A 24347-nucleotide genomic window follows, 5' to 3' on the forward strand; every position below is an offset into this window, starting at 1 on the left:
CATTGCCGCGTCACGGACAGAGCCGTGCGGTGTTCTGGCCAGAGTTACCGGACATTTTTTGCATGGTTAGATGATCGTGGTGTCAGTCACACCTTTCAAAGCCTGTTTGAGGCGACTGTCATCGAGTTCACCTTCCCATCGGGCGACTACGATCGTCGCAACCGAATTGCCGATGAGATTCGTAAGGGCTCGGCATTCCGACATGAACCGGTCAATGCCAAGGATGAGAGCCATACCGGCAACAGGAACGGCCGGAACCACCGATAGTGTCGCCGCCAATGTAATGAAGCCAGCTCCGGTAATACCCGCGGCGCCTTTCGAGCTCAACATAGCAACGAGTAAAAGCAAAAGCTGATCCCATAGGCTGAGATGTATGCCAGTCGCCTGCGCTATAAAGAGTGCGGCTAATGTCATATAAATGTTAGTTCCATCAAGATTGAACGAATATCCCAATGGGATAACGAGCCCAACGACGGATTTGCTGCAACCAGCATACTCCATTTTCTCCATAAGAGTTGGGAGCGCCGCTTCCGAGGAGGAAGTGCCGAGCACAAGCAGCAGCTCTTCCTTGAGATAGCGCAGCAAGGCAATTATCGAGAAACCATTATAATATGCCACGATCCCAAGGATAACGGTTACGAACAATATTGCCGTCAGATAGAAAGTAGCTACAAGCATGGCCAAATTGGCAATTGAACCAACGCCGTATTTGCCAATTGTAAAGGCCATCGCACCAAAGGCCCCGATAGGCGCAGCTTTCATTAAGATGGAAACCAGACGGAACATGGCATGAGACAGCGCGTTCAAAACCACAATGACAGGATCGCCATGCTGTCCGACACTGGCTAAGGCAATACCAAATAAGACAGAGAAGAACAGAACCTGTAGAATATCACCTGAGGCCAGCGCGCTAATGGGCGTCGTTGGTACAATGTTAGTGAGAAAGCCTATGACGGTCTGATCGTGCGCCTTGATCGCATATTCATTGACTGTTCTTGTATCGAGACTGGCTGGATCGATGTGAAGACCGGCGCCCGGCTGAAGTATGTTACCAACCAATAAGCCGATGAATAACGCAAAAGTTGAGAATGTAAGGAAATACACCATTGCTTTTCCGGCGACCCTGCCAACCTTGGTGAGATCACGCATGCTGGCAATGCCGGTTGTAACCGTGAGAAAAATCACGGGTGCAATCACCATCTTTACGAGCTTGATGAAGACATCTCCAAGCGGCTTTAGGTTGGCGCCAAGATCCGGATAGAAGTGACCAATGAGGATACCTGCCGCAATAGCAACAAGAACCTGCGCATAAAGGTGTAGGTATAGCTTTTGAGGCACGGCAACAGCCGGCGTCGTTGTGGCATGAGCCATAGAGTTCCTCCCGTGGACCGTCAGCACCTCACTTATGGGGCTGTACCTAACCACGGCCGTTTCATCAGATGCGGACATGGAAAATCGGTATTTGCGTTTGCGCAAATTGCAGACCATATGCTGGGCGAGAGGAAAGAGTCCGTAAGTACTTGTTATAAAAATAATATTATAGGTATTAGGTCAAGCGCGCCTAGACAAATCGTGCGGAATTACGCACAAATAGAAAAAGACGATGCGGAGAATTACACAGATAATCGGGATCTAAAATTTTGGGGCTAGCTTGGATTAGGCAGAGCATGGGCATTGCGCGATGGCACTCGATGCCTTGCCGCTTGCTGCTGTTCGCGCTAGCCGCCATTTTGATCCTCGGATTTGACGGCGCCGCCCGCTATGTGGCTCAGCGATCCGTGCTCTCGGAACTCGGCGCAGCGGCGAAAATCGCGGCGAGCCTCCGAGTCGCTATGTTGCGCAATGAAATTGAAAAGCAGCGCACACTTCCCATCGTGCTGGCACAAGATCCGGATGTTCGGGCAACGCTCGAAAGAGGCGGATCTGTCCGCCTTGCTGCCCTAAACGCCAAGCTTGAGGCATTGGCTGCCGCCACTCGTGCTGGCGCAATTTACCTCCTGGATGCTAACGGCATCGCGATCGCCGCGAGCAATTATCGTATGCCCACCAGTTTCGTCGGGACCAATTATGCGTTCCGCCCTTATTTCAAAAGGACCCTGGAGGAAGGAAGTGCCGAGCATTTTGCCTTTGGTACCGTTAGTCATAAACCAGGGCTCTACCTGACACAACGGTTGGACGGTCCAACCGGGCCGCTTGGTATGCTGATTGTGAAAGCGGAATTCGACGCGGTCGAGGCTGAATGGCGGCACGGCACGGCGCCTACTTTCGTCAGCGACGAGCGTGGCATCATTCTGGTGACAAGTGAACCGTCTTGGCGTTTTCGCACAAAGACGCCGATCCCGGTCGAGCGTCGCGCCGAAATCCTGGCCAATCTGCAATTTGGTGATGCTAAACTCGACCTTCTCCCACTACACACCAACACTGGAAGTATAGGTCTCGTGGAAGCGACATTGCCTGGTGAATACAGGCCTCGCTACTTCGTTGAAGGGGGCAGCAAGGTTTCTTCGATTGACTGGACGCTCCACGTTTTGACGCCGACAGAGACCACGATGAAACTAACGGTCACGGCTTGGCGCTCCCTAACCTTGCTTTTAGTCACCGTAGCGCTTGGGGTGGTGGGATTATGGTTGTCTCGACAGCATCGCTTGGTCGAGGAAAGGAAACAGCACGCGACGGCGCGCCGGGAGCTCGAGAATATGGTTGAACACCGTACCAAGGAGCTTCGCCACATCAATGAACGTTTGACTGCTGAAGTCGAGAAACGCGAACATGCGCAAATAGCTGTACATAATCTGCAGGACGAATTGGTTCAGGCAAGTAAGCTTGCCGTTCTCGGTCAGATCGCAGCAAGCGTAGCTCATGAAGTCAATCAACCAGTCGCCGCGATTCGGACCTTCGCCGAGAATTCACAAGTTCTTCTCATTCGAGGTGATACAGGCACTGCAAGAATCAATCTCTCGACGATTGCAGGTCTGACAGAACGCATCGGCACTATCATGGATGAACTTCGTGCTTTCTCACGCAAAACAACAAGTGAGAAGGAACCCATCTCCCTGCGGGAGACCATCGACGGAGCGCTTCTTCTGGTCGGACATCGTCTCAAGCAGCAGACAATTAATTTATTCGTCGATCTGGCAGATGCGGATATTGTGGTGGCGGCAGAGCGTATCCGACTCGAACAAGTTTTTGTAAACTTATTGCAGAACGCCATCGAGGCTGTGTCCAATCAGCCCGATGGATCCATCCAGATCTTGGCCCGACCAACGGCGGAAAACGTTATCGTGACGATCGCCGACAATGGGCCAGGCTTTCCCGATGCCGTCATGACTGCTCTTTTCATGCCCTTCACGACCACTAAGCCAGATGGAGTTGGGCTCGGACTCCTGATTTCCCACGACATCCTTAATGAGTTCAACGGTACGCTCGCTGTGGAAAATTGTGACGGCGCCACGTTGACCATTACCCTACCGAGAGTCAATTGATGGATGTAGCCTTTATTGATGATGATGAGATACTGTGCGCGGCCAATGTTCAAGCCCTTGTTCTGGCAGGGCTTGATGTCGTGACATATCATTCTGCCATGGCCGCGCTTGACGAACTTAACTCTGAGTTCACAGGCGTAGTGGTTAGCGATATCCGTATGCCAGGCATTGATGGCCTGCAATTTTTCAAATATCTTAAGAAAATCGACCCGGATCTTCCCGTCATCCTCATCACGGGTCATGGTGATATCTCTATGGCCGTCGACGCTCTGCGCGATGGAGTTTATGACTTTATCTCCAAGCCTTATACATTCGACCGTCTCCTCGGAAGTATTCGGCATGCACTGGAAAGCCGTCGACTTGTGCTAGAGAACCGGAGACTCAAACGACAAATAGAAGCCTCTGCGATCAATCTTCCATTGCTTGGAAGCTCGCCTGCGATGGAACGACTCAGACAAACGTTGCATCAGCTTGCGGATGCTGATGTTGACGTTCTCATCGAAGGAGAAACCGGCACTGGAAAAGAAGTCGTCGCGAATACTTTGCATCAATGGAGTCACCGCTCCAATCGGCCCTTTGTCGCGTTGAACTGTGGTGCGTTGCCAGAAAGTGTGATCGAGAGCGAGCTATTCGGACACGAAGCAGGTGCCTTTACCGGTGCCGTGAAAAAGCGGGTGGGACGTATTGAGCATGCCCATGGGGGTACACTTTTCCTTGATGAAATTGAGTCAATGCCACCTGTCCTGCAAGTCAAGTTATTGCGGGTGCTTGAAACGCGTGAAATTGCTCCTCTTGGAACGAACAATATCCGTCACGTCGATATACGTGTAGTAGCAGCATCTAAGACCGACCTACGAACGCTCGTCGAACGCAATTCCTTTCGTGAAGATCTCTATTATCGTCTTCATGTTGCTTACATACACATTCCACCACTCAGAGAGCGTAAGGCCGATGTGTCACTTCTATTCGGTTATTTCCTGGCAAATGCGGCCAAGCGTTTCCGGCGCTCGCCTGTCGCGATCACCGAAATGGTACGGCATCATCTGAATTCCTATGATTGGCCGGGCAATGTTCGCGAACTCGTTCACTATGCTGAACGCGTAGCTCTTGGTCTCGTGGAAGAGCAAAAGCAGGTCTCAGCAGAACCTGAGGCGACGCTACGGGAACGAATGGATGCCTTTGAAGCAGATCAAATCCGCGCGGCCTTGGCTGCAAACAGCGGAGATATACAGGAAACAGTCAAGTCTCTCGGTATCGCCCGTAAGACCCTCTACGACAAATTGCACCGATATAGCATCGACCAGACTATTTTCAGAGGTACTCATACCAAGTCTCTTTGATTATAATGCATGTGAGGCGGTAGCTGCCTGTTTTTTGCGTTAAACAATCAAAACATCCCAGGTTAATGGCGGCGTCATAGTTAACGCATCAGTCAAATTGTTGATATAACTATTATCGATGTTGGGAGGTAATTGACTATGACATTACCCATGGCATCAAAAAATCGCTTTTCTCGCAACCAAAGCGATGGCACCCGGCGATCCTCCTTTTCTTGCGATAATCCAGATCGCCGGGAAATAGTGTGCGGATGCGGCGTGGCATCCTTCAGTGTGTTGCTGGCTGGCCTTTTGGGCGATGCCTCACCAGCCAAGGCGCAAACACTGGCCTTGCCGGTGCCTGAACTCGATGCCTTGAGTATCCGCATCGTGACGGATAGCTATCAATTCGCCGTGGCGCCGAGCCGCAAAATGGATACGCTTTCCATCGAGCATTTCGGCTGGGGCATAAGCCCGGATTATCCGCCAGGTCCCACTCTGGCAAGTGAATTCGGCCTGTCTATGGTTGTGACATCATCGCGGAAGGGGGAAACACGGAAGACACTCATCGATTTTGGCTTCACCGCGATGGCGTTGAACAATAATCTCCAGCTTTTGGGGATTCAGCCGGCCGAGATCGATGCTCTTGTTCTGAGCCATGGGCATTATGATCATTTTGGTGGTCTTGCCGGCTTTCTGCGGCAATACAAGGATCAATTGAAACCGAAACTGCCTTTCTATGTGGGAGGCGAAGATTGTTTTTGCGCCCGAGAATGGACGGCGCCACCCGTCAAAGGGAATTTCGGTGTCATCGACCGGGAAGCTTTGGCTGCTGCCAAGCTCAGCGTAACCGCGATGGAACAGCCGGCCCTCGTGGCCGATCATGGTTTTATCTCGGGTCAGATCGGCCAGCGGAGTTTCGAGAAGCTTCTGTCTCCCAGCGCGATGCATGTTGGCGTGACAGAGGGCTCTGGCTGCTATCCCGACCGTTTGCCGGAGAGCGAACGCGGGCCGGGCTCCATCCCCGATCAGTTCCGGCATGAGATCGCCACATCCTTCCATGTGAAGGGGCGCGGCCTCGTCATTCTGACGTCTTGTAGCCACCGAGGAGTGGTCAATGCGGTCCGGCAGGCGCAGACAGTCTCCGGCATCGAGAAAGTCCACGCCATCATCGGCGGCTTTCATCTCGCGCCTTATCCGGCGGATTATGTCCGCCAGACAGTCGCGGCGCTCAAGGAGATCGGACCGGATTATATCGTGCCGCTGCATTGCTCCGGCGAGCCCTTTTATGAAATGGCCAAAGCGGAAATGCCAGACAAGCTGGTCCGCGCCTATACGGGCACGCAATTGGTCTTTTCCGGTTCCGCTTCTTAAGGGGCTCTGCTGCGGGGGCGTCGGCTGGATTAGGCCGGCCGGAGGATTCTTGTGAGAATAACGTTCTTGAAACGCTGAAAGGGGAGGGGACTGCGTTCGGCTTTCGAGACCAGAATGGCGCCCTGAAGCGACGAAAACACAAAGCCCGCCATTTCTTCGCAATCGAGATCCGCAGGGGCTTGACCTGCCGCGACAGCGGCCCTCAGGCACGTGGCCAAGGCTGTCTGCACCTCAGTGAAAATCTCTTTCAGCCGACACCTGATGCTTTCGGTGTTATCACTGGATTCGGCCGAAAAATTGCCGAAGAGGCAGCCATTGCGCATGTCGTTGCGTTGTAAACTTTCTTCCACATCATTGAGATAGGCGCGCAATCTTTCGATGGGAGCGAAGCTCTCATTGAGGAGCGTCGCCGCGATCGATGCATGGACCCGCGCGAGATAGCGCTCCAGAATTTCCAATCCGAACGCTTCCTTCGAAGCGAAATGATTGCTGAAGGACCCTTGGGGCACACCGGCGGCCTGAACGATGTCGCGAACGCTCGCACCAGCAAAACCGCGCTCGTGGACCACGCGAAGGCCTTCGTTCAGGATTTTTTCTCGGTTTGAAACTTTGAGCATGGGGACACTATGGATGACCATATTAAATCGTCAATGTGACCAACGAGGGACAACAGCGATAGATCGAACGAAAAACGCTCAGGTGCCTCTCATCGTCCGGTTTGATCGCTGAAAGCGCGATAACGGTTATTGTCATCATAGGGTGTCTGGCCGAAGGGCTTGTACAACACGGCATGCGACCAATCGGATACTGTGTGCCGGCCCGTTCCGATCGAACGACCCTCAAGGAGCCCAGCGGCTAGTTCAGGCCGAGACTGATGCGGCTCGGCCAGAACGACCCCGGAAAGAGGGAGCAAAAGAACTGCGCTCAAGGCGATGGGTTTCAGGATCTGTATCATGGCGGGAGCTCTCGGCGAGCGTTCTTTTTCAAGTACGACAGGCGTTTATCGGTTGATCTGATCACCAAAGGAGCCATACCGGTTGTTGTAATTATAAGGCGCTTGGTTCTGCGATCCGTTCGAGATGGTCTGAGCCGCGAGGACGGCTTCGGACAGAGTGAGGATAAGAGTGGCGCTCAGGGCGATGGTTTTCAGGGTCTTAGTCATGGCGGAAGTTCCTCGGGTTTAAATCGTTGAAGCGGTGTTCCGTGCTTCGATGGGGATCAATATGTACGACCGTATTATTTATGTCAATAAAAATATGGTCGTCCGTATTTTTATTGAAGCGGCAGCCAAACCGGCTTCGCTTCTTCGGGTACGATAGGCGTTTATCGGTTGGTCTGATCACCAAAGGTGCCGTACCGGTTGTTGTAATTATAAGGCGCCTGGTTCTGCGATCCGTTCGAGACGGGCTGAGCCGCGAGGACGGCTTCGGAAAGCGTGAGAACGAGAGCGGCGCTCAGAGCGATGGTCTTCAGGGTCTTAGTCATGACGGAAGTTCCTCGGGTTTAAATCGTTGAAGCGGTGTGTTCCGTGCTTCGATAGTGATAATATGTACGAACGTATTGCCTGTGTCAATAAAAAATACGGACGTCCGTATTTTTTATTGAGGCCGCACCCAAATCGGCTTTCACCTCTCCTGGAGAATATTTTTTCCGAAGGTCTCATGAAAAGGGGGAGCCGGCCCATGGCTCGGCCATAGATCATTGGTTCGATAAAGATATTTTCACGAGGGCCTGTATTGTTGCCGGGGTTCGGTTCAAAAAATCTTGTTTCTTCCTCATCGAGGCCAAGCCAAATGTGGTTTGCCCTTGTTTTGCCGCCAGAGGTGTTGCCTCCCCTTATGCCCGCCCCAGCCCCGATTTTTTCTGAAAAAGTGCTTCGGATCGATGTGCCCGCGATTCTGCGCGGTATCGTGCGCCGTCATGAATTGGGCCTCATCCTGCTTGGTCTCATCACAGGCCAGATCGCCGGCATTTTCGTCGCGGGCATTTTTTTCCTCGCTGGCCAAATGCACAAGCTGCTCTTCGGCATTGCTTTGGAATCCCATCTGAGCAGCCTAAGTGTCCTCAGCCATCCGCTCCAGGCTTTGGTGCCGGTCGTGGGCGGCCTGGTAGTCGGCGTCACCGGTCATTTTATCCAGACCTGGCGCAACGACCGGCCGATCGATCCGATCGAGGCCAATGCGTTGCGTGGCGGCACCATGTCCTTGCTCGACAGTCTGCTCATCACCGGCCAGACGATTCTCTCCAATGGCAGCGGCGCCTCGGTCGGGCTGGAGGCCTCCTATACACAGCTCGGCTCCGGTTTTGCGTCCTGGCTCGGGCAGGCTTTCCGGCTGCGGCGCGCTGATCTGCGCACGCTTGTTGCCTGCGGCTCGGCGGGCGCCATTGCCGCGGCCTTCGAGGCGCCGCTGACCGGTTCCTTCTATGCTTTCGAGCTGATTCTCGGCTCCTACACCCCTTTCGGTCTCGCGCCGATCGGAGCCGCGGCGGTGGGAGGTGCGCTGACCGCCCGGGCACTTGGCACAGGCGGCGATTTCATCGGCCATATTCCCGCCGTCGCTCTCTCGAACAGCGATATGGCGCTGCTCCTCCTGCTTGGGATGATCTGCGGCCTGTTTGGCATTGGTGTCATGCGCGCGGTGACCACCGCCGAGGCTTTGTTCCGCAACAGCCGCATACCGATCATCCTGCGGCCGGCCGTCGGGGGCGTCGTTCTCGGCGCTTTCGCCCTGATCACACCGCATGTGCTGGCTTCCGGCCATGGTGCGCTCTCAGACCTTTTCGACGAGGAGGCGCCCGCTATCGGGTTCCTCTTCGGCGTGCTGTTGCTCAAGGCCACGGCCTCGGCCATTTCCATCGGCTCGGGTTTTCGCGGCGGCCTTTTCTTCGCCTCGCTCTATCTCGGCGGTATTCTCGGGCGAATATTCGTCGGGGTCACGGCCTGGGCCAATCCGACGCTGGCGCCCGATGCCTGGCTGGCGACCATTGTCGGAATGGCGGCCATGGCTGTGGCGATTATCGGTGGCCCGATGACCATGACCTTTCTGGCGCTGGAGACGACCGGCGATCTGCCGCTCTCAATCGAAATGCTGGCGGTCGCGGCGATCGTTTCGGTCATGGTGCGGCGCATGTTCGGCTATTCCTTCGCTACATGGCGCCTGCATTTGCGCGGGGAATCGATCCGCAGCGCGCAAGACATCGGCTGGATGCGTGATTTGACGGTTGGCAAGCTGATGCGCAGCGATACGGCCATCGTCCGGTCCGATCTGCCGCTCGCCCGTTTCAAGCGAGAATTTCCCTTAGGTTCCGCCCAATGGGTCATCGCCGCCGACACGCAGGGCCATTATGCCGGCATGGTGGCGGTGACCGATGCCTGGCTCACCGAATTTCAAAACAATCCGGTTCAGGAGGATTTTGGCCGCGAAAAGGGTGGTAAAAGCGATACGGGTGCGCCGAAAGATGCAACCATAACCCCTTTGCTGCGCCAAAAAATGTGCGTCCTTCTACCGGAGATGAACGTCAAAATGGCGGCGCAGATGTTCGAGCGCAGCGAAAGCGAGGCCCTGGCCGTCGTCGCCGATGTCAAGGATTGGCGGATCATCGGCCTGCTCACGGAATCCCAAGTCCTGCGCCGCTATACGCAGGAACTCGACAAAGCGCGCCGGGATTTGTCGGGCGAGACCTGGTCAGGTGAGGGATAAAGAAGGAAAGGCCGTCATGGGCTCTTTGGGTTCGCTTCTTGTCATTGGCATCGTGATCTCGCTCTCCATCTGTGTCACTTTGCTTGTCCATCATCACATCGAGATTGGCCTGCGCCGCCGTTATCACGATGTCGGCGCCACCATGTTCCTGCAGCTTGGCGTCATCTTCGCCGTATTGCTGGCTTTCGTCTTCAGCGAGGTCTGGAGTGAATATAACGAGGCGGCGCACGCGCTTTGGGCTGAAAGCGATGCCTTGCGCAGCATGGGAGTTCTGGCGGTGACCCTGCCGCGGGAGGAAGCCGGCACGATCCTCAAGGCACAAAGAAATTATGTCGAAAGCGTCATCGAGACGGAATGGCCCCGGCTGGCGGGGCATCGGCGCGGCGACAAGGCCACGGCCGAGAAGCTTGATACATTGACCCAGCAAATAGCCGCGATGCGTCTTTCCGAACCGGATTTGAATGATACGAAACGGCGCGTTGCCGCCTTGCTCGCTCAAGCGCAAATCGAGCGCGACAAACGGATTTTCGAAGCCAGCTATGGCGTTCCTTTGCCCCTCTGGGTGCTCCTGATCATTTTTTCCGGCCTTTTGTCGCTTTTCGCATCGTTTTCACAAATCGAGGACAGACTGATGGCTGTTGCCATGAGCGCTTGCTTCACATTCGGCGTTGCCAGCATTTTGGTTCTGGTGCGGTTGTTGGATTACCCGTTTGAAGGGGCCCTGAGTTTGCCGCCGGATGAATTTCGGCCTGTTCTCGAAAGACTGACCACCCTCCTGAAGAGCATTGAGGTCACGCCTCAACAAGGCGCTGATCAATAAGGCACCGAGCCGAGCGAGCCGCTGGCGAGCGCGAGCGTGGCGGCGGCGGTCAGTGCCGCGCTATAAGCATCTGTCCTGCCGATGCGCGCTTGCAGGAGATTGGTTTCGGCGAGCGAGGTCGCGGTGACTGAGCCAACACCATTGCGATAGGCGGCGAGGGCTGCATCGAATGTAGTCTGCGCCGCCTGCACCAGGGCATTGGCCGCTGTATAAGCGGCGAGGCTGGTCTTGAGACCATTTTCGGCGGCAACGATTTCGCGCGCGGCTTCCTGCTTGGTGCGGCTCAGGATCGAACCGGCGGCGGCTTCCCTCTCACGCGCTTGCAGCAGCAAGGCGGCCCGTGTGCCGCCATCGTAAAGCGGCAGGGTGACGCCGCCGAGCACGATCCCGGAAAACCGGCTGCCGTTGAGATTGAGGGTCGGCAAGGAATCGCTGCCAACGCCGGGAATGGCCGTCACGCCGAGGCCGCCGTTATCCTGCGCCACGGTGCCCGACGCGAAAACCTTTGGCAGAAAATCGGCCTGCGCGGCGCGGACATTGGCCTCGCTCGCCTTTTGCGCGGCAAAGGCGGCAAGGACATCCGGGCGCTGCGCCAGGGCCGTTTCGATGATCGCTTCCGTCGGCTGCATCATGGAGGCCGATAGCGTGCGGCCTTCCGCCGAGGCGACACGGATCTTTGTCAGGGGCGAAATGCCCATGGCGCCGAGAAGGGCAAGATAGGCGTCCTGTTCGAGGCCCTTGGCCCGGACCAGCAAGAGATTGGTCTGCAAGGTTGCCTGTTTGGCTTGCGCCACATCGACGATCGTGCCGACTTCCTGTTTCAGCTTTGCCTCGGCGGCGTCCTGCACTTCTTTGGCATTTTGCAGCGATTGCGCGGCATTGGCCGTGAGCGTCCGCGCGGCGGAATAAGCATAGAAAGCGAGGCTGACCTTGTGGATCAGTAATTGATGCGCACCGGTGAAGGTGATGTTGGATGCTGTGGAAAGCTGTTGCGTCGCCTCGACCAAAGCCGCGCGGCGACCGAAATCGAAGAGAAGCCATTGCAGGCCGGCGGCGCCGATCACACCCTGCGAATGGGCCTTGTTGGTATTGCTGATGCCGACATTGAGGACGCCGGTGGTCAGCGTGCTGTTGCTTTGCTGCGTGCCGCCGATGGCGCTGACGCTGAGACGCGGCAGATAGGTCGATTCGACGATGCCGACGGCCAGCGCCGCCTCGCGCGCCGCATTCCAGGCAACCTTGGTCGTCGGATTATTGCGCTGGGCAATATCGATCAATTCGGCCAGCGAATAGATTTTGCTGGCTGCGAGCTCTGGCGGGGCCGGCAGGCCGCCAGCCTCGGCATTGGCGGGCAAAGTGAAATTCTGTTTCACGGGCTCCTGGGCAGGCTTGCCTGCGTCAATCGCGCCGGTTTCCTTCGTTTGCGGCACATAGGGCTGGTCCGGCGCGGGCGGTGCGAGATCGATCGCGCTTGGGGCGCAGCCAGTGAGGAGAAGCGCGGCGAAGAGGCCGCTTACCATTCGGCTTCTCGTCGCAAGGCGGATAGGAAAGGGGCGAGCCAAATCAGACCGTCGCATGGGAAGCCTGCTGGATCGTTCCCGTGGCCGGGATATCGGAAGCCGTGTTCAGGGCGCGTGTCAGCCGGTCGATCTGCTGGCGCAGGGCGGTTCTGGCCGCGTCCGTGACGATGGTGCCAGTTGGTGCGGCACTGGTGCCAGGGGAAGCCTCAACGGATGCGGCGACACGATCCTCTTCCGCGCTGGCAGGCCCGACAAGCTGATCGAATTGAGCGGCGCAATCCGCCAAGGATGCGGGCCCATCGGCGGGTGTCAGGGGGGCGAGCAGTCGAAAAGTGGTCTCAAGTTCCGTGCTCACTTGTGCCCGCGCCGCGATCCAATCTTCACGAGGCCGCAGGGCGGAGGGCTCGAAAGCCACCAGCTCGATCTCATCTTCGAGTGTCGTGAGCGCGTTCCGCGCGGCCAAAGCGCCGGTATTCCATTCCGGCTGGCTCGCGGATTTCGCCATGTCCCGCAATCCTCGCAGAGAGGCTTTGATCGTTTCGCCGATGCGTTGGCTGACACTGACCGGCCAGACCTGTGTCGCCATCACATACATCACAAGATTACCGACAAAAATTCCGATGACGCGATCGCGCGCCACCGTCAGGTCGAAGCCCGGGCCATAGCCCTGGATGGCGCTGAGGAAAAAGGCGAAGGCGATCTGGAACCCGGCATAGGCGATGCGTTCGCCGCCCGCCGCCACCCATGCGGCGACGAAGGCTCCGAGAAAGACGAGGATCATCAAGGCGCCGATCGATTCGAGATGCGGCATGACAAAGACCAGCATCAGCATGCCAGGGGCCGCGCCGATCACAGCGCCAATGAAACGCAGCATCATTTTGCGTGCCGTCTCGGCGGCGCTGCCGAGCGAGACGATGTAGCAGGTGATCAGGCAGGTATGAATGCCAGACCAATCGATCTGCAGATAGAAAATATAGCAGATCATCGCTGCCGCCGTGGTTTTGAGCGCATGGCGGACGTGAGCGGGATTGCTGAAAGCGTCAGGCAGAAAAAAGCCCGATTTTTGTTTGGGTTTGGGCTTTTGGGCCTTGGCTTCTGGCGGCGCGAGCGTGAAATGCTGCAAGGTCCCGTCCATATCAGCGAGAACCGGGGCGGCATCGCTCGGCAATGAAGCTTCGATGTCAATCGGATAGCGGCCCGTCTCGAAAATCGCCGCCATGGCCTCGGCGGTCGCGGCAAGCTTGTCCCTATCTTCGGGAGAGGACGGGGGACTGGGCAAAGCCGCCAAACTGTCGGTAAGCGCCATCAGCCGGAAGCTTGAAGCCGCCGCCGCTTGCAGGGCGGCGAGATCCTTTGCGGTGGATGTATGCTCGATCCTGGCGAAATTCAGATATTTCGCGAGGGCGGCATTGCCGTCATGCAGCAGGCTTTCGAGCCTTTCCTGCGCAGTGCTGCCGGTCCCGCGCAACACGGCGGCGACCGCTCGCAGGCGCGCGACAAAGGTGCGTTCGGCGAGCAGCCGGGGCGGCGTGCCGAGGCCGAGATTGACGATGAGCCCTGCAAACACCGGTACGCCGATCAACAGCCAGGCATGCAGCAGCGCCCGCGTTGCCAGCTCACCTTGTGGAATGAGGCCGAGAAGATCGAGGGCATAGGCGACGACGAGCGCCAGGATCGGTGCGATGGCCCGCAGTTTCGAGGCCGAACCGAGGAACAGGACAAGGAACGAAATCAAGGCCATGGTGGTGACGCGCCAGACCGGCTGGTCGATCACCAGAATAGCGAGCAGGAAGATGAGGCCAATGATCAATGTGATCAGGATCAGCCCGCTAATATGCATGATGATGCTCGAAACCCGGTCCTCCTTGGTGAGAAAGAAGACGATATAGGCTGAGAGCGCGATTTCGAGCGTTTCATAAGTTTCGGCGATCAGAACCGTCAGGGCGCAGGTCAAGGCCAGCCGGGCCGCGAAAGCGAGCCGGCCGGGAAAAGGCGTGAGAAGACTTGCAAGGCTAGGCGCCGCCACTCAGAGCGCCTTTCTTTCAAGAATGTGCCGCGGCATCATTCCCCTCGTTTTCTTGTCCCTGACAGGCGGCGCCATAGCGGATCTGCGCGCTGGCGCTGGCGCCGATCCGCATGAGTTCCTCCGGCGGCTCCTCAAGATGCACGCGGACCGGGAAACGCTGTGCCACGCGTACCCAGTTCAAGGAGCGCTGCACAAAGGGGAGCTGGCGTGGCAGAATCGGACCGCTTGCTTCGAGAACGCCCCAGCCGATGCCCTGGACGCGCCCATGCAGGGGCTTCGTCCGGTCGATCATGGAATAGCCTGTCACGCAATCACCGACCTTGATGACAGGCAATTGCGATTCACGGAAATTGGCGATCAGGAACCATTCATCGGTCGTGATCAAGGTGAACAGGGATTGTGCCGGAGCGATGAATTCGCCTGTGGTGACCTTGAGGCCGGCGATGCGTCCGGCATGCGGCGCGCGCATGATTGTATTTTCAAGGGCGCGCTCGGCAATGGCGAGCGCCGCCTCGCGCGCTCGGATGGCGGCTTCCTCGCCCGATGTATCACCGATTGCCGCGATAGCCGCGGCCTCCTGGCGCTGTGCCTGCGACAGGCTCGTCGCCGCGTCGCGCCGCACCACTTCGGCATTGTCATATTGCTGTTTGGGAACGAAATTCTTCGCGGCGAGCGGTGCCAGCCGTTCCGCCGTGCGCACGGCCAATTCATAATTGGTCTTCGCGCGGGTCGTCTGTTCCTTGGCGATATTGGCGGCGGCGGTCTCGGTTGTAATCACCCGGCGACGTGTCGCCAGCGCGGCTTTGGCGAGATCGAGATCGGCTTTGGCCTGTTCCACCGCCAGCCGATAGGGTACGGGGTCAAGTTCGAACAGGAGATCACCCGCCCGCACGGCTTGATTTTCATGCACCGGAAGGTTGAGCAGCCGTCCGCCGACGGAGGCTGCGACATGCACGACCTCGGCATCGAGCGAGGCATCATCGGAATAGGGAAAATCCCTGTCTTGCCGATAGGCCTGCCACGCGAGGAAAAGGCCGTAGCCGATCACGGCCAGGACGATGATGCGGATAAGCAAACCGCGTTTCGGGGCACCTGCGGCTTTCATGCGGCGGGCCCGAACCAGTGGCGCCAGGACAGCAGCGTCAGGATGAGGCTCGACGCTGTATAGAAGAACAGTTTCCAGGGAATACGTTCATCGAGCCCCAGGCGAATGAACAACAGCCGCAGGAAACAGCCGCCGAAAATGCCGAGCGTCGCGCAAAACATCCAGCCGGGGAAATAGGCGCCGGCAATTTCGAAAGCCGCCGCGCCATCGAGTGAACAACCGGATAGAATGACGCTTATGCTCAAGACACCTGTGTGTTTCAAAAGGCTTGAAACCGGCGCCTTCTCCCCTCGCTGCAGCAAAGGAACGGCGGCGCGCATTCCAGCGGATGCAGGCGGCATGAGAACGTCAACATAGTAAACTAAAGGTTACCTAGCTTAAGCTGAATTTCGCTGGGTCGCCAATGATTTTTGAAGCCGCTGATGTCAATCGAAACGGAAGCCGGAAAGTGCCGTCTCCATCACCGTTTCCGAATAGACGCGCGTTCCGGGTTTGTCGGAGGCCCCGGCTACAACCATGAGGGGCAGGAGATGTTCCTCGCGCGGATGCGAGAGACGGGCGGCGGGCGCCTCGGCCCAATGGGTGAGCTGTTCCGCGCGCCGATCGGCGGGAGCGGTCACGGTTTCGAGCAGCCATTGATCGAACGCTTGTGAAGGCTGCGTAAACTTCGGATCGCCGTAGCCGCGCATATTGTGAAAGCTCATCCCTGCGCCGAGGATCAGCACGCCTTCATCTCGGAGCGGCGCCAGAGCGTGGCCGACGGCAAGGTGCAGAGCCGGGTCGAGGCCTTTATCGAGTGACAATTCCACCACCGGTATATCGGCCTCGGGAAATGCGACTTTCAAGGGAATGAAGACGCCATGATCGAGACCGCGTGTCTTGTCGAGCGTGGTCTGATACCCCTGCTGTTTCAAGAGATCGGCCACTTTTTCGGCAAGCGCCGGGGCGCCGGGCGCGGGATAGCGCAATTCATAAGTATGCGGTGGAAAATTGTAATAATCGAAGAGCAGATCCGGTTTAGCGCTGTCGGTTGTCGCAAAACCTTGCGTTTCCCAATGGCCCGAAATCACCAGAATGGCGCGCGGCGGCTCCGGCAGGGTTTTGGGCAGGCCACGGAGAAATGCGGCCATTTGGGTCCAGGTGCCAGCGGGATCGTCCATGAAAAAGCAGGGCCCGCCGCCATGCGGGATGAAGAACGTCGGCTGGCAAGCAGGTTTGTTCATGATGGATCCTGTCCTTGTTCAAGGCGCTTTCGGCTTGAAACGAAACATATAATAGGGTGGCTTGCGCCCGTCATGACCCTGGTTGAAGCCTGGAAGCTGATCGACCTGCGCCGCGACAATGTAGAACGTCCCGTCGGGCCCGATGGAATAGGCATCCGGCCAATCGAGCCGCCGATCCTTGATGGTCCAGAGCGTATGACCATCGGGGGCCTCCGCGCGAATGGAATGGGTCTCCACCTCCGAGAGATAGAGCACATTGTTGCGATCGATGACGAGACCGCCGACGGGCGTGACATGACGAGCGACCTTGACCCTTTGTTCGAGGTCTGAATCGCTCAGTGATTCATCGAGAAGATCGGCCAGAGCCACGCGGTAGAGATTGGGGCCGAAGGGAGACATGAAAAACAATGTCTTGCGATCGGCGGAAAGCTCGATCTGATCGGCATTGAGCTGCGGGATTTTGCCGGTCGGGCCGGCGAGTTGATGGCCATCCACATGGGGAATGATCGAGGGATCGGCTTTGGTGAGTCGGCTCTTGGCGAGGAGTCTTCGGATATGTCCGGTTGTCCGATCAAGAACCAGCAGCGCGCCGGTGCCGGAATCGGTGATGAAAACATGATCACCGAGGACGCGTGCATCATTCAGATGGCTGTTTGCCGGCGCATTGGCGAGATCGAAGGAATAGACATTCACGACCTTATCGGTCGCGAGATCGATTTCGACCAGTTTCGGCCCGCCCTGGACGATACCCCCGAAATGCGGGGTCGCGGGATCGACCACCCAGAGATGGTTTGCGTCTCGATCAATAAAGAGGGAATTGATCGAAATGAAATGGCGAGCGGGATCCTCACCCGGCTTCCACTCATTCCAGCCATCGCCGGGATAAGGCGTCTGTGCGCCATCCGGTCCGATGACGGCCACGCTGGGCGTTGTTTTGTCCCAACGCGGAAAACTGGCGAAGATCCGGCCATCATTGGCAACGGCGACACCATTCCAGGCATGGGTGGGTGATGTCGCGGCCACTTCCAGGATGGGAGCTGCCTCTTTCGCCGCTGGTGCCGCGACAGCGCAAACCTGCGGCGCGCTGAGCAGCAGAATGAGCACACGGAGCATTGACGAGTGTGCTGATGGGCGCGCATTTCTGGAGGACATCGGATGGGATTTTGCCGCGATCGTCATCAATGTCACGCTTTGCGTCGCGGAAAGAAGCTCACGTCTGGATGTCATGAAAAAGCTCCATGATCAGCAGGAAGGGAGGCTATCCGTTTTCAACAGGAATCATCTTCAATTCTGACAAGGGCTGAGGATATGTGTTTGCCGGTCATGACTTTAGTCAATAGTCGATCCGACCGGTTGACAAGCCCTGCTTATGTCTCGTCGCGCGGAACTCGGTGGTGAGGCTCAAGGCGTGATGAATGTGCGATCTTGACGGGCTGGGTCGGAACTCCAAGAATGAGGAATCTCCTGAAATAGCGCGAATCCTCTCGCGTCTTCGGCCTGTTCGGCCTTTTACGAAACATCAGCCGGTGGGAGTCTCGATTTCATGACCCAAGCTCTTCTCGTCGTCAATGCTGGCAGCTCCAGCATTAAATTCAAGCTTTATAGCGTCAATGGCGATGATCTTGACCTCGTCATGGGCGGGGCGCTCGATGGAATCGGCAGTCAGCCCCGTCTCAAGGTCAAGGATCACGCAGGCACCATATTGGTGGAGCATGATTATGCCGTGGCGGAGATTTCGACCACGGAGCAGGCGCAAACAGCGATCGCTGATTGGCTCACGCCACACATCAAGGACTATGTGATCATTGGCATCGGTCATCGTGTCGTGCACGGTGGTTCTGTCTATTCCAGACCGGTTCTGGTCGATGATCAGGTGATGGCGACGCTCGAAACCTTCATTCCGCTGGCGCCTTTGCATCAGCTCGGCAATCTCGATCCGATTCGCGTTTTGCGCCAGCGCCGTCCCGACCTTCCGCAGGTCGCCTGTTTCGACACCGCTTTCCATTTTGGCCATCCGGAATTGTCGGATCGTTTCGCATTGCCGCGCTCGCTTTATGACGAGGGGGTCCGGCGCTACGGTTTCCACGGTCTGTCTTATGAATATGTGCATGCGGCGCTGCGTGATATCGCGCCGGACACTGCCCATGGCCGTGTGATCATTGCCCATCTGGGTTCAGGTGCTTCCGTCTGTTGTCTCCATGAGGGCAAGAGCATCGAAACGACGATGGGATTTACGGCGCTTGACGGCTTGCCCATGGGCACGCGGTCGGGAACGCTGGATCCTGGTGTCGTGCTGCATTTGATCGAGCAGAAAGGCATGAAGCCGGCGGAAGTGGGCACGATGCTCTATAAGCAAAGTGGCCTGTTGGGTCTCTCCGGCATCAGCAATGATGTCCGTGCTTTGCTTGCAAGCGATCGCCCCGAAGCCAAAATGGCGATTGATTTCTTCTGCTTGCGCGTGGCCCAGGCCATGGCGAGTCTCTCGGTCACCATCTATGGGCTTGATGGCCTTGTCTTTACGGCGGGCATTGGCGAAAACGCACCGGAAGTGCGTGCCCGCGTCATCGAGCATTTACGCTGGTCTGGTCTCGCTCTTGATCCTGCTGCTAATGAAGCGCCGGCCCCAAGTCATCAAAGGCAAGGCAACAAGGGCCGGCGGATCGATGGCAAAGAGAGCCGTGTGCCGATCTTTGTCATTCCGACGGATGAGGAACGTATGATCGGCCTGCATACATTGCGGCTGTTGCGGCAGTTGAAACATCATTCCTGATAGCGGTCCGACGGTCATAATGAATGACCGTTGGACCGCTCTTGAATTTTCGCTCTCGCTTTGAAAAAGCGAAAATTCAAGAAAGGAACCAAAGGTCGTTCTTCACGACCTTTGGTATGGCATGATCAAATATCGAGGGTGATGTGATCAGACGGTGGGCTTGCCCGCCGTTTCTTTCGTCCCGCTGCGTCTCGCGGCGGCCATGAGAGCGGCCACCGCGCAGGACGCGAGGCGGGTGCGCACATTATCGGCCCGGCTGGTCAGGATGATCGGGACGCGGGCGCCGAGCACTATGCCGGCCGCATCGGCACTTGCTAGAAAAGTCAATTGCTTGGCGAGGATGTTGCCGGACACGAGATCGGGCACGATGAGAATATCCGCGTCCCCCGCAACCGGAGAATTGATGCCCTTGGTTTCGGCCGCTTCCTTGTTGATGGCATTGTCGAATGCCAGCGGACCGTCGAGCAAAGCGCCCTTGATTTGACCGCGATCGGCCATCTTGCAGAGCGCGGCGGCTTCGATGGTCGAGGGGATTTTGGGATTGATCGTCTCGACGGCGGAAAGGATCGCGACCTTCGGCTGTTTCACGCCAAGAACATGCGCCAGATCGATGGCATTCTGGCAGATGTCACGCTTGGTTTCGAGATCGGGCGCGATATTGACGGCGGCATCGGTGATGAACAAAGGTTTCGGATAGGTTGGCACATCCATGATGAACACATGGCTGATGCGCCGCTCGGTTCTGAGGCCCTTGTCTCGGCTCACCACCTCGCTCATCAATTCATCTGTATGCAGGCTGCCTTTCATGAGCAATTCACAGGTGCCTTCGCGGATGAGCTCGACGGCCCGGGCGGCGGCCGCGTGGCTATGGGGCGTATCGACGATTTCGTAGGGGCCGAGATCAATCGATGCCTCCGCGGCGACCTGGCGGATCTTATCGGCCGGCCCAACAAGGAAGGGATGGATCAGGCCGGCATTGGCGGCATCGATCGCGCCCTTGAGCGAGGTATGATCGCAAGGATGCGCGACCGCGATCGTGACCGGTTCGAGATCTTTGCAGCGGGCAATCAGTGCTTCATATTTTTCATGAGTGTTGCCATTGACGGAAACACTCTCTTTGCTTTCATTCTGTGTCATGATTACCCCACGCCGAGAATATGCAAGCCGCCATCGACATAAAGCGTGTCGCCGGTGAGGAGACGGGCGGCATCTGTGGCGAGCGCCGCTGTCGCGAGGCCCACATCATCGATCGAGACAAGACGTCCGGCGGGTGCGCGCTCGGCGGCTTCTTCGAGGAGCTTGTCGAAATCGGTAATGCCTGAGGCGGCTCTGGTTTTGACGGGGCCCGGCGAAATTGAATGCACGCGGATGCCTTTGTGTCCAAGTTCGGCCGCAAGATACTGCGCGACCGCCTCGAGCGCCGCCTTGACCGGTCCCATAATGTTGTAATTTTCGATGACCTTATGGGCGCCGTAATAGGTCATGGTGAACAAAGTGCCGCCATTCGGCATCAAGGGTTCGGCCAGATGCGCCATGCGGATGAACGAATGGCAGGAAATATCCATGGCCTTGAGAAAGCCCTCGCGCGAGCAATCGACCACGCGTCCATGCAGATCCTCTTTCGGAGCGAAGGCCATGGAATGCAAAACGAAATCAAGCTGCCCGAATTGTTTCTCAACTGCCTCGAAAACCGCTTCGAGCTGCCCTTCAACGCTGACGTCGAGCGGTAGGAAGAGGGCGGCTTCCAGCTCCTTGGCCAGGGGCTCGACATAAGGCTTGGCCTTGTCGTTCAGATAGGTGATGGCGAGATCGGCGCCGAGAAAACGGAAGGCCTTGGCGCAACCGTAAGCAATCGAATGCTCATTGGCTATGCCCGTCACCAGCCCCTTCTTGCCGTTCAGTGTTATGATTGAGGGGTCAAACATCTCGCCTCCGAATAGGTCTTTGGAAGGGGATAAGTCGATTGTGATTGAGGCAAGTCCGGCAGAACCGCGCGACTTTTCCAATCGAGGCAGGAACAATCAGTCCGCGCGGATCAGAGCCGCGCGGACAAGGGCAAAATGGATATTATCTCTTTTCGGTTCCGGGGCCGGGAATACAGGCGGGAGGAGAGGGGCAAGCGGCGGATCATTCCGCCGCCGAAATCCGATCCTCTGTTTGATCTTTTGCGCCGCTCAGCAGCGTCTTGATCTCGAATAGGCGCTTCTGAGCTTCCTCTGGAAGCTGACCGCCGGCGAGAACGAGACGTTGGATAGCTTCGAACAGATCAGTTCGTTCCTTGCGGCTCGCTGGCAACAGCTGCGGCAGGGTGGCCAACGCCCGCTTTTCATCGAGCAGGACGATCTGATGTTGCTGTTTCACGATATCCTTGAACCGTGAAAACGTCAGCTTGTCCGTTGGCAGAAGCTGACGCACTTCCTTCAATGCGGCAAGAACACGTTCGTCTATGCTGGGGATCGGTTGGTGGATATAGATGCTGGCGCGCACGAAAGCTTCGACCGTGCTGCCCTTGTCGAAGGCGAATTCGAGTGCGGCTCTCTTCGCATTGGCGATGGCTTCCCGTGTCACTTCACGGCCAAGCTGACGCGGCGGGCGTGTGGGATCGGCGCCGAGGCCGAGAAGCGCTTGCAGTGTGGGGGACCCATAGAAGGTGAGGAAGAAATTTTCTTCCAACGTGTCGCGCCAATGGCCGTAATTTTCCAACGTGCTGATGATCGTGTTGGAGAGACCCTGTTCCAGGAGAACGAAGGGATTGTCCTTCGTGACGGGATGACGATTGGCCCGGACATGCTCGGCCAAAGCTTTGACTGGACGCAACCAAGGATTACGGTCCGAGAAAAAGGCGTAGCGCAAACGGTTGGGGTGCAGGCGCCGCAAATAATCGGCGCTTTCCTTGGTGACGAGCGAGCGCACGACCGGCGAGGCGAAAGTCCGATAAAGACCCTGGTTGACGTCCGAGAGGCGGGCGAGGGAGGCAAAGCGCCGCTCATCAGCGAGATCATTGCCGCCGAGAGCCCGAATATCATCCAGGTTGCGCGGCTGCAGGACGAGGAGATAGCGCCCTTCGATCAATTCGGGATTGGCCGTTTCCTGACCGACGTCGGCAATGACCGCCTCGTAAAGGCCGGGCGGTATGAGATCGATCAGATCCATCGCCTGGGTGAATTCGCCATGCTCTCTCGTCGCGATCTTACCCGAAACGAAAATGCCAAGATGACCAATGCTGTCATGTAATGTGTAGACGATGGTCTGACCGTTGGCGACGATTTCATCGCGGCTGTCATAAAGATCGGTGATCCAACCCAACGCCTGTTGCGGCGGGGTAATGTCATCACCCCAGGAACAGAAGACGATGATCGGCGATTTGATATTGCGCAGATCGACGCGCACATTATCCGAGGTGACGATTTCGCCGCAGGTCAGTTTGTTGCCCACGAAGAGTTCATCGGCGATGAACTGCATTTCTTGAGCATTGAGGGTGATGGGATTCCCCCACCAGGATTCGAAATCGAGGAAGCGCGGCGCCTCGGAATCGACCTTGGAATAGACGTTATAATTCTTTTTCCAATAGGTATTGGCGGGGTTCATGCGTTCGAAATTGGCGACGAGTGCCGCGCCATCGAAAATGCCATTGCCGAGATCACCCGCGAGCGTTGTCATCCAGGTGCCGCCGAGGAGGCCGCCGAGATAGCGCAAGGGATTGCGACCGTGGACGCCCGCCCAATAGGAAAGCGGCGCGCCGGCGAGCAAAAGCGGTCCCGGCAAATCGGGATTGAGGGCGGACATCATGGCGATCTGCCAGCCAGCCTGGCAATTGCCGATCAGCGTCGGCTTACGATCCGAGTCCGGATGCAGCTCGGCAACCTTCTTCACGAAGAGCGCCTCGGCGCGGCAGACATCTTCGATGGTCTGGCCCGGCACCGGTTGCGGCAGGAAGCCAACGAAATAGCAGGGATGGCCGGCTTTCAGCACCTCACCAATTTCGCTGTCATGCTTCATGCCACCGATCCCCGGGCCATGCCCGGCACGCGGATCGAAGATGATGAAAGGGCGCTTGGTGGGATCGACCGTGACGCCTTGCGGCGGAATGATGCGCACAAGCCCATAATTGACCGGCCGCTCGAAAGTGCGTCCATCGAGGATCAATTCCGCCCCGAAGCTCAGGACATGGGGCACGTCGCGCTGACTGCGTTCCAGATATTGGTCGCCCCTTTGCCTCAGAATGTCGAGAAACAGGATCGACCGCTGCCAGGCGTCTTGCCAATAGTCTTGGTACGGCTTCAGGCCGAAGGCATCGATCCAGGACGTCGCGGGCGAGGATTTACCCTGCAGGGCAAAAACAGGCGAAGGAACAGCGCGCGGGGACAAAAACGAAGGGAAAAGCTCGGAGGGGAACGCGGGTATGGAGAACCCATTCTTGGCCCCGGTGGGCCAGAAAGCGGTGAAGGGATTAGTGAAAAAATCCGGGGTTTCCCCCTGTCTCTCGTTCGTCATGAGCGTCTCCCGGCAAGGATGAAGCGATCGACAGTTTATCGGGCGAAATCAGCAAATAGATCGCGAGTATTAACGTGCGTGAAGACGAGCATCCGCCTTCATGAAGGAGATGAATGGGCTTCTTCATCGGCGGCCAAATTAGCCACCAAGCCCGATGATCTGATAAATGCACATGTTTGTTTTTCTTTGTATGACAAAACTAATCAGGAATGTCTATGCACAGAGATTGCAGGGATAAAAGTTTTAGCAAATCCATGAAGCCAGCGGGAGCTTGGCCATTTTGCCTCCATGGCATGATCATCTTTGCGTGAATCTCGAAGGCCCATGCTGCGCAGGAGCAGGCCGGAGCAGGGTCCTTGTTCCCGATGCCTCATGCGTTTGAAATAGAAATAATGTTTTAAAACAATAGGATATATTTTTTTTGTGATCTGATGGCGGCGAAACTGCTTTGGGGCTCTTGCTCATTTTCTACGGCTTGAACGTCGCCGTGGATGCGCTTACCCTGGGCGTGGCAAG

General features: G+C 57.0%; 20 protein-coding genes. 6 read left to right on the plus strand and 14 right to left on the minus strand.

Translation table 11 applies throughout. From position 1 onward, the window contains the following. Positions 1-66: 66 nt before the first annotated feature. Positions 67-1371, minus strand: a complete 1305-nt coding sequence (locus BIND_RS00920) for a dicarboxylate/amino acid:cation symporter (RefSeq protein ID WP_012383197.1) — start codon at positions 1369-1371, stop codon at positions 67-69. A gap of 332 nt (positions 1372-1703) precedes the next feature. Here BIND_RS00920 and BIND_RS00925 point away from each other — a divergent pair, with 332 nt between their 5' ends. From BIND_RS00925 to BIND_RS00935, 3 genes are all read left to right on the plus strand, one after another. After that, positions 1704-3482, plus strand: coding sequence for a sensor histidine kinase (locus BIND_RS00925; protein WP_244395930.1), 1779 nt, complete (start codon positions 1704-1706; stop codon positions 3480-3482). Continuing rightward, positions 3482-4822 (plus strand): sigma-54-dependent transcriptional regulator, encoded by a 1341-nt coding sequence (locus tag BIND_RS00930; RefSeq protein WP_012383199.1) that lies wholly within the window; start codon positions 3482-3484, stop codon positions 4820-4822. The genes BIND_RS00925 and BIND_RS00930 overlap by 1 nt, the downstream gene beginning before the upstream one ends. A 255-nt stretch (positions 4823-5077) precedes the next feature. Further along, the gene (locus BIND_RS00935; RefSeq protein ID WP_041777856.1) at positions 5078-6172 is read left to right on the plus strand and encodes an MBL fold metallo-hydrolase; all 1095 of its coding nucleotides are present in this window, start codon (positions 5078-5080) and stop codon (positions 6170-6172) included. A 29-nt stretch (positions 6173-6201) separates the two neighbouring features. Here the strand turns inward: BIND_RS00935 and BIND_RS00940 are convergent, their stop codons facing one another. The 4 genes from BIND_RS00940 to BIND_RS21760 form a co-directional block, all read right to left on the minus strand. Then, positions 6202-6810, minus strand: a complete 609-nt coding sequence (locus BIND_RS00940; protein ID WP_012383201.1) for a TetR/AcrR family transcriptional regulator — start codon at positions 6808-6810, stop codon at positions 6202-6204. 68 nt (positions 6811-6878) lie between these two features. Then, positions 6879-7127 (minus strand): hypothetical protein, encoded by a 249-nt coding sequence (locus BIND_RS00945; RefSeq protein ID WP_012383202.1) that lies wholly within the window; start codon positions 7125-7127, stop codon positions 6879-6881. 45 nt (positions 7128-7172) lie between these two features. Further along, positions 7173-7334: a hypothetical protein gene (locus BIND_RS21755; RefSeq protein WP_012383203.1), complete on the minus strand. Its 162-nt coding sequence runs from the start codon at positions 7332-7334 to the stop codon at positions 7173-7175. A gap of 161 nt (positions 7335-7495) precedes the next feature. Next, the gene (locus BIND_RS21760) at positions 7496-7657 is read right to left on the minus strand and encodes a hypothetical protein (RefSeq protein ID WP_012383204.1); all 162 of its coding nucleotides are present in this window, start codon (positions 7655-7657) and stop codon (positions 7496-7498) included. 353 nt (positions 7658-8010) lie between these two features. On the opposite strand from BIND_RS21760, the gene BIND_RS00950 reads away from it, so the two are divergent. Both BIND_RS00950 and BIND_RS00955 read left to right on the plus strand, forming a co-directional pair. Further along, complete coding sequence (locus BIND_RS00950; protein ID WP_041778274.1) at positions 8011-9873, plus strand: chloride channel protein; 1863 nt, start codon at positions 8011-8013, stop codon at positions 9871-9873. Positions 9874-9889: 16 nt separating this feature from the next. Next, complete coding sequence (locus BIND_RS00955) at positions 9890-10693, plus strand: bestrophin-like domain (protein WP_012383206.1); 804 nt, start codon at positions 9890-9892, stop codon at positions 10691-10693. Here BIND_RS00955 and BIND_RS00960 read toward each other — a convergent pair. The 6 genes from BIND_RS00960 to BIND_RS00985 form a co-directional block, all read right to left on the minus strand. Further along, the gene (locus BIND_RS00960; protein WP_041777858.1) at positions 10687-12213 is read right to left on the minus strand and encodes a TolC family protein; all 1527 of its coding nucleotides are present in this window, start codon (positions 12211-12213) and stop codon (positions 10687-10689) included. The two genes, BIND_RS00955 and BIND_RS00960, sit on opposite strands and share 7 nt — an antisense overlap. 43 nt (positions 12214-12256) lie before the next feature. Next, positions 12257-14239 carry an FUSC family protein gene (locus tag BIND_RS00965; protein WP_012383208.1) on the minus strand — a complete coding sequence of 661 codons (1983 nt, stop codon included), beginning with the start codon at positions 14237-14239 and terminating at the stop codon, positions 12257-12259. Positions 14240-14255: 16 nt separating this feature from the next. Then, positions 14256-15344 carry a multidrug transporter subunit MdtN gene (gene mdtN, locus BIND_RS00970; protein WP_012383209.1) on the minus strand — a complete coding sequence of 363 codons (1089 nt, stop codon included), beginning with the start codon at positions 15342-15344 and terminating at the stop codon, positions 14256-14258. Beyond that, complete coding sequence (locus tag BIND_RS00975) at positions 15341-15685, minus strand: YtcA family lipoprotein (RefSeq protein ID WP_081433706.1); 345 nt, start codon at positions 15683-15685, stop codon at positions 15341-15343. Before BIND_RS00975 ends, mdtN begins: the two co-directional genes overlap by 4 nt. A gap of 84 nt (positions 15686-15769) precedes the next feature. Then, positions 15770-16567 (minus strand): DODA-type extradiol aromatic ring-opening family dioxygenase, encoded by a 798-nt coding sequence (locus tag BIND_RS00980; RefSeq protein ID WP_012383211.1) that lies wholly within the window; start codon positions 16565-16567, stop codon positions 15770-15772. Between the two features lie 18 nt (positions 16568-16585). Continuing rightward, positions 16586-17794 (minus strand): L-dopachrome tautomerase-related protein, encoded by a 1209-nt coding sequence (locus tag BIND_RS00985; RefSeq protein ID WP_012383212.1) that lies wholly within the window; start codon positions 17792-17794, stop codon positions 16586-16588. 316 nt (positions 17795-18110) lie between these two features. Between BIND_RS00985 and BIND_RS00995 the strand changes: the two genes are divergently transcribed. Continuing rightward, positions 18111-19337, plus strand: coding sequence for an acetate/propionate family kinase (locus BIND_RS00995; RefSeq protein ID WP_012383213.1), 1227 nt, complete (start codon positions 18111-18113; stop codon positions 19335-19337). A gap of 147 nt (positions 19338-19484) precedes the next feature. On the opposite strand, the gene BIND_RS01000 is transcribed toward BIND_RS00995, so the two are convergent. The 3 genes from BIND_RS01000 to BIND_RS01010 form a co-directional block, all read right to left on the minus strand. After that, positions 19485-20474 (minus strand): bifunctional enoyl-CoA hydratase/phosphate acetyltransferase, encoded by a 990-nt coding sequence (locus tag BIND_RS01000; protein WP_012383214.1) that lies wholly within the window; start codon positions 20472-20474, stop codon positions 19485-19487. 2 nt (positions 20475-20476) lie between these two features. Next, entirely contained in the window at positions 20477-21262 is a 786-nt protein-coding gene (gene fabI / locus BIND_RS01005) for an enoyl-ACP reductase FabI (protein ID WP_012383215.1), read from the minus strand. 202 nt (positions 21263-21464) lie between these two features. Then, on the minus strand, positions 21465-23831 hold the full coding sequence (locus BIND_RS01010; protein ID WP_012383216.1) for a DUF3141 domain-containing protein: 2367 nt from the start codon (positions 23829-23831) through the stop codon (positions 21465-21467). Positions 23832-24347 lie beyond the last annotated feature (516 nt).

Source organism: Beijerinckia indica subsp. indica ATCC 9039 (assembly GCF_000019845.1).
In the GTDB taxonomy this organism is placed as follows: Bacteria; Pseudomonadota; Alphaproteobacteria; order Rhizobiales; family Beijerinckiaceae; genus Beijerinckia; species Beijerinckia indica.